This window comes from Mycobacterium sp. WUMAC-067 (genome assembly GCF_020217485.1).
Taxonomy (GTDB): domain Bacteria; phylum Actinomycetota; class Actinomycetes; order Mycobacteriales; family Mycobacteriaceae; genus Mycobacterium.
In genome coordinates this window covers 1-7,079 of sequence record NZ_JAEKMI010000096.1, presented here as the reverse complement: position 1 = coordinate 7,079, position 7,079 = coordinate 1, and the positions used below count along the sequence as shown (strand labels likewise).

The window sequence follows — 7,079 nt, the reverse complement described above, 5'->3', positions numbered from 1 at the left end:
ATCCACGATAATAGTTGCTGCCCTCCCCCCACCGAGAAACATATCCGCCGAGTCCTCGGATACCGAGACCCCACTCGGTGCACTCATAGTGGTCACGACCCCCTATATATCTAGCCTGTGCCCCCGTCGACCACGAAGGTTACCTTTTCCCCGAACTTCTAGTTTCGGATACTGACAGTACAGGGTGTCGGGCGTTACAGTACTGCGAAGCGACAGGGTGCGCAACGCTAGCCCCGCGACGTGCTGACCGCGGGGGGGCGGTCAAGGTGCAGGCCCCGCGGGTCAATGACAAACGTATTGATCCCGATACCGTTGAGCGGCAGCGGTTCTCGTCGACGATCGTGCCGGCGTAAGCGCGTAAGTCGCCGCAGATGGCCGAGGTGTTGCCGTTGCTGTACCTGCATGGGCGTCCAGCGGGGATTTCAGGCCGGAGCCCTGGAGCAGTTCCTGGGTCGGGGGCCGGGTTGTCGGCAGCCACGATTACCCGGCTGACCGCCCAGTGGCAAGACGAAGTCGCCGCGTTCGGCGGCAGGGATCTGTCCGCCACCTGAATCGCCCCGGTGAGTCCGGAGACTTTCTGATGTGAGATTTCAGCCAGCGGCTGGTCTCTGGCGTGGAGTGCAATAGGCGGCTTCGAGTTCAACTGGTGGGGATATCGCCGCAGTATTCGTAGAGGCGACGGTGGTTGAACCAGTCGATCCGCCGTGCGGTGGCCAGCTCGACGTCCTTGATGGAGCGCCAGGGCTTGCCGGGCTTGATCAGCTCGGTCTTGTACAGGCCGTTGACCGTCTCGGCTAGTGCATTGATGCTCCTATATCCGTCAAGCGGCTGGTTTTTCGGCTTGTGGAGTGGTGCGCAGTGGATGCACGAGGCCCATATCTCACGGGCAAGGAAGCGTTTTAAGCACCGGATGATTTCGGCCTTGGACTTGCCTTCGGCGGTGCGTCTTGCGAGGTACGCCTGGGTGGGTTGATGGTGTTGCATGCCCACGATGACGGTGCGGTAGATCGCCGCATTAGCCTGGCGGTGGCCATCCCAGTTGAGCAGGTGGCGAACGGTTTTGCCGGTGGAGGCTGGGATCGGGCACACGCCGCACAGCTTGGTCCACGCGGCTTCAATACGGATCCGGTCGGGGTTGTCGCCGGCGACGATGAGCATCTCGGCGGCGGTGTCGGCGCCGATGCCGAATGCTGCGGTCAACTCTGGCGCGATCTCGGTGACCAATTGGGCGAGTAGTTTCTCGTGTTCAGTGATCTCCTCGTTGAGATGCTGCCAGCGGCGGGCGATCGAGCGCAGGGTGTGCTTGGTTGCGGCTTCGACCGTGCTGATGCCAGCTGGCCTCAGGCCGGCGTAGCGGCGGATTAGGGCCATCTTGGACAAGGGCTGCAGTTGTTCACGCAGCTCGTCTGGGGCGTTAACGATGACCGTCTTCAGCGAGATCATCGCTGCCGAACGGGCTTTGACCGCAATATTTTTGGCGATTTTGATCTGTCGGATCATATCCACGGTGTCATCGGCGGTCTTCGGGGTGGCGGTGGCATGGCTACCAAGCACGGCACGGGCGGCGTTTTCGGCGTCCAGGAAGTCGGACTTGCCGCGCAGCCGCCGGTCGCGCCGGTCGGTGCGCATTACCTCCACGACACCGATGTCGCTGCGACGCACGGCTGCGGTCAGGCCGGCTCCGTAGGAGCCGGTGCCTTCGATGGCGAAGGTCAGGATGTGGCCCGGGTGGCTAGCCCATTCGATCAGCTCGGCATAGCCGGCGCGGTCGGCTTGGAACGTTCCGGTGTCAAGCACCGCGCCGAAGTCGTCGAACGCGGCGGCGACATGAACGAACTTGTGGGTATCAACACCGATCACGACTCGACCGCGGCGAGGTGTGGTTGCCATGCTTGTCATTGCGACCTTCAGCGGGTTGTTGAGGCTGGCCGGTCGGGTGACGGGACTGCGATGGGACCTGGTGTGGTCAGGCTTCTATGAGGTCACTGCCCGCTCGGTCAGCACGAGGTGGAACGACCGCCCGTTGGACGACAGATCAACAGCCAGGACACCCATACCGCTGGGTCAGTCATAACACGAGTCAGGCGACCAGACAGCCGCCAACATTCTCACAGTCATAGGAGCTGCCGACCGCTCGGACCGAGGACTGGATGCCCGCTTCTGCGTGCCGTTCGCTGAACCTGATCGAGGTGTATTGACTGCGATCCCCGATCCGTCTGGTGGACAACGTCTTTGAGATCAGTACACCTTCTTGTTGACGGTTCTAGATGGCTTGCTCGATCGCATCGAGGACCATCGAGGTGGCCATCGTGGAAGCGACCCGCCAGCCCAGCATCCCGCCGCGCGTAGGCGTCGGTGGCGAAAGCGACGTAGGCAAACCCTGCTCGACGGTGCATCTGGCCACTGGAGTGCCCTCGCGGTTGAGCGCCAGCCACACCTTGTGGGCACCGTACACGCCGTAGTTGGCGGCGTAGAGCCGGCTGATCTGTTCTTTGAGTTCGTCGTCACGGCGTTCGCGGCGGCTGGGCTCGCGGTTGATGTGGTCGTAATAGGTCGATGGGGCGATCGGCATACCCAGCTCGGTCAGCTGTGTGCAGATCGACTCGACACCCCACCGCAAACCATCAGGGCCATCGCGGTGACCGTGATGATCGGCGATGAACTGGGTGATTAGTGTGTTGGCAGGTCGAGCTCGGCCGCGGAGAAAGCCGACGCCGTCTTGAAAATCGCATTGGTTATCTGAGGCCGTGAGGAAGCTGTTCACCATGTAGACGACACGCGTTCGGAGATGCCGGGAAATGCGTTGTGGACCAGTTATCTTCGGTGTCTGTGACGAGTCCTGGGCTGCGGGTGCAGTCGGTGGTGATGCCGTTCGGCGACCGCGAATCGTGGACGCTGGTGGATCAGGATGCGGTGGTGGTGGAGCCGGTCGAGGCGTTCTTGTCGCATCTGCACGCGATCGAGCGCTCACCGAACACGGTCAAGGCCTATGCCCATGATCTGCGGGATTGGTTCGAGTTCCTCGATCGGGGCGGCCTGGTGTGGTCGCGGGTGCGACTGGAGGAGGTGGGCCGGTTCGTGGCGTGGCTGCGACTACCCGCGGCGGGGCGAGTGGGCAATGTGTCAGCGCTGCCGACGGCGGAGAGCATGTGCTCGGAGGCCACGGTGAACCGCAAGCTATCGGCAATCTCGGCGTTTTATGAATTCCATCAGCGCCACGGAGTGGACCTGGGTGATCTGTTGACGACCTGGCAGCGGCATAAGGGACATGGTGGATCGTGGCGACCACTGCTGGCGCACCTGGGATCTCGACCGGAGCGCAGCAGGCGGATCCGGTTACGGGCCCAGCGGCGCATCCCGGACACGCTGGACACGGAACTGGTCGCGGCGATCGTGGCGGCCTGTGATCGGCTGCGGGATCGGTTCCTGTTTTCTCTGCTGGCTGCATCCGGGCTGCGGGTTGGTGAGGCGTTGGGGTTGCGGCACAGCGACATCGATGCGGCTGCTCGGCTGGTGACGGTGGTGCCGAGGGTGAATACGAATCGTGCCCGAGCCAAGGGCGGGGGTCGCCAGGTGCCGGTGCCGGGCGCGGTGATCCGGCTGTATGCGGATTATCTGCATGGCGAGTACGGCGAGCTGGACAGCGATTACGTATTCGTCAACTTGTGGTCCGGTCCTATTGGGTATCCGTTGACGTATGCCAGCGTCTACGATTTGGTCTGCCGATTGCGGGAGCGGACCGGAATCATGTTCGGGCCGCATACTTTTCGCCACTCGTATGCGACAGAGTTGTTGCGCCGCCAGGTGCCGGTCGAGGTGGTGGCCCATCTGTTGGGGCACGCGTCGATCGCGACGACCAGTGACGCGTACGCGCATCTGAAGGTCGAGGACACCCGCCGCGCGTTGGTGGCCGCGGGGTGGCTGGCGGACCGGGATGGGTCGTGGTGAGCGTCGAGGTGCTGGCGCCGCCGATTGAGCCCGGCTGGGTTGCGCGTTTGGGCGCAGCGGTGCGTGCGGAGTTCCGGGTCGAGGTGCTGGTGCCCGCCGTCGCGGATCCGATTCTCGGGTCGCCGGCATGCGCGGTGCCCGGGTGTGTGCGTTCGAGTCGCTACGCCGGGCTCTGCCCGGCCCATCTGGGCCGGTGGAGAAAGGCGGGTCGCCCGGATGACCGACGGGCGTGGGCGGCGACCGCTGATCCAGAGGTGATGGGGTACCGGCCGCTGCAATCGTGCCTGGTGCCCGGTTGCGGCTTCGGGCAGCATCGGTATCGGTTGTGCTACACGCATTCCCACGCCTGGGACAAGGCCGGACGCCCAGTGGTGGATCGGTGGAAGCCGGACGTGGCCGGCACGCCGGCAGCGGTGTGCGCCATCCCGGGGTGCATGTTGTGGGCCGAACTGGACGCCGGGTGGTGTCATTCCCACCACCGGCGGTGGCGGCTGCGTGGTCGCCCGTCGGCGGCGGAGTTCATCGCCTACTGCGCCAGCTACGGCGAGGATCGCTTCGACTTGCGGCCGCTGCGGCCGCAGTTGCGGCTGGAGATCGGCTACGCGCTGCAATGCCGCGTCGACCTGAACCGAACCCGCACCACACCGCGATCGATCAAGCCGCTGCTGGACCACTTGTCGGCAACCGGGGCCGAGTCGCTGCTGGATCGTCCGCTGGCCGACTGGCTGGCCGGGCTGCCGGCCGCGGCGTCGGTCAACACCCCGCGCGCGTTCCTCGGTTACGCGATCGAGTGCGTGCTCGATTTGCGCGACGGGACCGGCTGGGACAGCGAATACCAGCGTGACGTGTGGCGGCTACGGCGGCTCGGTGTTTCCGGCCATGACGGGGCCAAACTGGATTTCACTGCGGTGCACCCAGTCTGGCTTCGAGAGCTGGCCAAACGATGGTGCCGGTGGCGCATGTCGTGCGGAGTCGGGCTGGGGCAGCTACGCAGTGATCGCCTCGCGCTCGTTCGTTTGTCGCAGTTCATGCCCGGACTAGCGAGCTCGTCGGGCCCGGGTGCGCTCGAGCGGGCAGCGCTGGAGGCCTACCTGGCTCGACTGGCCGTTGAGATCCCACAACCGAAGACCCGCAGCGCCGAGATCGGCTGTGTGACCGGGTTTCTGAATGCCGTTCGCCAGCACCGGTGGGCATCGCTGCCGGCCGAGGCGCAGCTGTATCCCAGCGACCAGCCCCGCCGTGACGAGACACCGGCACCGCGGGCGATTCCCGAGTTCGTCATGGGCCAGTTGGAAAGCCCGGCCAACCTCGACCGGATCAGCGACCCGCGGATCCGGCTGCTGGTGGAGGTCCTCATCCGCACCGGCCTGCGCATTGGCGACGCCACCCGGCTGGCGCTGGACTGTCTGGTTCGCGACCCGCAGGGCGCGGTCTATTTGCGCTACCGCAACCATAAGATGCGCCGCGACGCGGTGGTGCCCATCGACGACGAACTCACCGCCATGATCCAGACGCAGCAGGAGCGCACCCGGCAGCGGTTTCCAACCACCGCCGTGTTGCTGCCGCGCAGCAGCGCCAACCCCGACGGACGGCTGCCCATTCCCACCGTGACGTTCCACCTCCAGCTCGGGCAGTGGCTCGAAACATGTGGTGTCACAGATGAACTCGGTCAGCCAGCGCATATCACCGCTCATCAGTTCCGGCACACGGCGGCCACACGATGGATCAACCATGAGGTGCCGCAGGAAGTGGTCCGACGCCTGCTCGACCACACCAGCCACACCATGACCGCCGTGTATGCCCGATTGGCCGACACCACCATACGAGAGCAGTGGGAACGCGCCCAGAAGATCAACATCCACGGTGAGCCGGTCGACATCACCGTCGACGGGCCCCTCGCCGATGGCGAGTGGATGAAGCAGAACCTTGCACGCGCGAAAATAGCGCTGCCCAACGGCTATTGTGGTCTGCCACTACAGAAATCGTGCCCGCACGCCAACGCATGTTTGACTTGTCCGCTGTTCATCACGACCGCCGAATTCCTACCCCAACACCGCAAGCAGCTCGATGACACCCGCACGTTGATCTCGCGTGCTCAAACCGACGGCCACACCCGCCTGGCCGAGATGAACCACACCGTCGAAACCAACCTGCTTACCATCATCGCCACCCTCGAAACCGACCAACGCGACTGCCGGTGCGCTGCAGCGGGCAGCGAAACATGCTGCGGAAAGGAACCATCCGATGCGCCATGACAACAGCCACTACCTCCTCGCCGCTGCCCAACGCCGCCGCGCCGACACCCTCCAACGCGCCCGGCAAGCCCTGCAGGAACTCGGCGAAACCGGCCAGCGGCGCACTATCACACAGATCGCCGCCCTCGCCGGCGTCTCCCGCTCATGGCTGTATGCCCAGCCCGCACTGCGCGACCAACTCCGCCGACTGACCGCCATATCGGAGACGCCCGAGCCGGCACCACCTGCCCCAGTCGAGCGCGGCTCCGACGCCTCCCTGCGCCAACGCCTCACCCTCGCACACGAACGCATCCGCGAACTCGACAACGAAAACCGTCAACTACGAAACCAGATCGCACTCCTGCACGGACAGCTCCGCGCCAACCGCATCGCCGACACCCACATCACGGACACCGTCCACGACACAAACACCCAGATCACGCCCCCAAACAGTCGAGCCCGCCCAAGATAACGTTGGTCCTTCCGAATTCGGCGTTCTCTCGCCGCAGTCGTTTTAGCTCGGAGGACTCTTCGGTCGTGATCCCCGCGTGCGCCGCATCGATCTGAGCCTGGCGCACCCACTTGCGCACCGCCTCGGCCGTGCCAACACCAAGTAGCCCGGCGATCTCACTGGTCGCTGCCCACTCCGAATCGTGCTGATCGCTGATCTCCGCGTCCATCCGCACCGCCCGCTCCCGCAGCTCTGGCTGGTACCTCCTCGACAAACCACCTGACATGACTCCATCCTTTCCAAGAAATGGAGTCTCCAGACATGCCGGGGCGGTTGAACGCGCATGCCAACTCTTTCACGGTCCAAAACAGTTGTCATGGAAACGTGGGCATCGGTCATCGCGTTGGCGCGCTGGTTGGGAACCGAGAGCCCCGCGCCCGTGCCGA

At 64.5% G+C, this 7,079-nt stretch carries 3 protein-coding genes and 5 pseudogenes; 4 read left to right on the top strand and 4 right to left on the bottom strand.

Annotated features, from left to right (window positions below):
* Positions 1-234 precede the first annotated feature (234 nt).
* A pseudogene (locus tag JF781_RS27040) lies at positions 235-548 on the top strand (IS256 family transposase); the annotation flags it as partial.
* Between the two features lie 75 nt (positions 549-623).
* Here the strand turns inward: JF781_RS27040 and JF781_RS27035 are convergent.
* The 3 pseudogenes from JF781_RS27035 to JF781_RS27025 all read right to left on the bottom strand — a co-directional run.
* Positions 624-804, bottom strand: a pseudogene (locus JF781_RS27035) (integrase core domain-containing protein); the annotation flags it as partial.
* Positions 805-1,014: 210 nt separating this feature from the next.
* Positions 1,015-1,890 (bottom strand): annotated as a pseudogene (locus tag JF781_RS27030) (transposase); the annotation flags it as partial.
* Between the two features lie 223 nt (positions 1,891-2,113).
* A pseudogene (locus JF781_RS27025) lies at positions 2,114-2,733 on the bottom strand (DDE-type integrase/transposase/recombinase); the annotation flags it as partial.
* 132 nt (positions 2,734-2,865) lie between these two features.
* On the opposite strand from JF781_RS27025, the gene JF781_RS27020 reads away from it, so the two are divergent.
* From JF781_RS27020 to JF781_RS27010, 3 genes are read left to right on the top strand one after another with little or no spacing between them, the layout of a single operon-like run.
* Positions 2,866-3,948 (top strand): tyrosine-type recombinase/integrase, encoded by a 1,083-nt coding sequence (locus JF781_RS27020; RefSeq protein ID WP_033717226.1) that lies wholly within the window; start codon positions 2,866-2,868, stop codon positions 3,946-3,948.
* Positions 3,918-6,203, top strand: coding sequence for a tyrosine-type recombinase/integrase (locus JF781_RS27015; RefSeq protein ID WP_225325992.1), 2,286 nt, complete (start codon positions 3,918-3,920; stop codon positions 6,201-6,203). The genes JF781_RS27020 and JF781_RS27015 overlap by 31 nt, the downstream gene beginning before the upstream one ends.
* On the top strand, positions 6,193-6,654 hold the full coding sequence (locus tag JF781_RS27010; RefSeq protein ID WP_007172469.1) for a DUF6262 family protein: 462 nt from the start codon (positions 6,193-6,195) through the stop codon (positions 6,652-6,654). The genes JF781_RS27015 and JF781_RS27010 overlap by 11 nt, the downstream gene beginning before the upstream one ends.
* Here JF781_RS27010 and JF781_RS27005 read toward each other — a convergent pair.
* A pseudogene (locus JF781_RS27005) lies at positions 6,647-6,919 on the bottom strand (transposase); the annotation flags it as partial. The gene JF781_RS27010 and the pseudogene JF781_RS27005 overlap by 8 nt on opposite strands.
* Positions 6,920-7,079 lie beyond the last annotated feature (160 nt).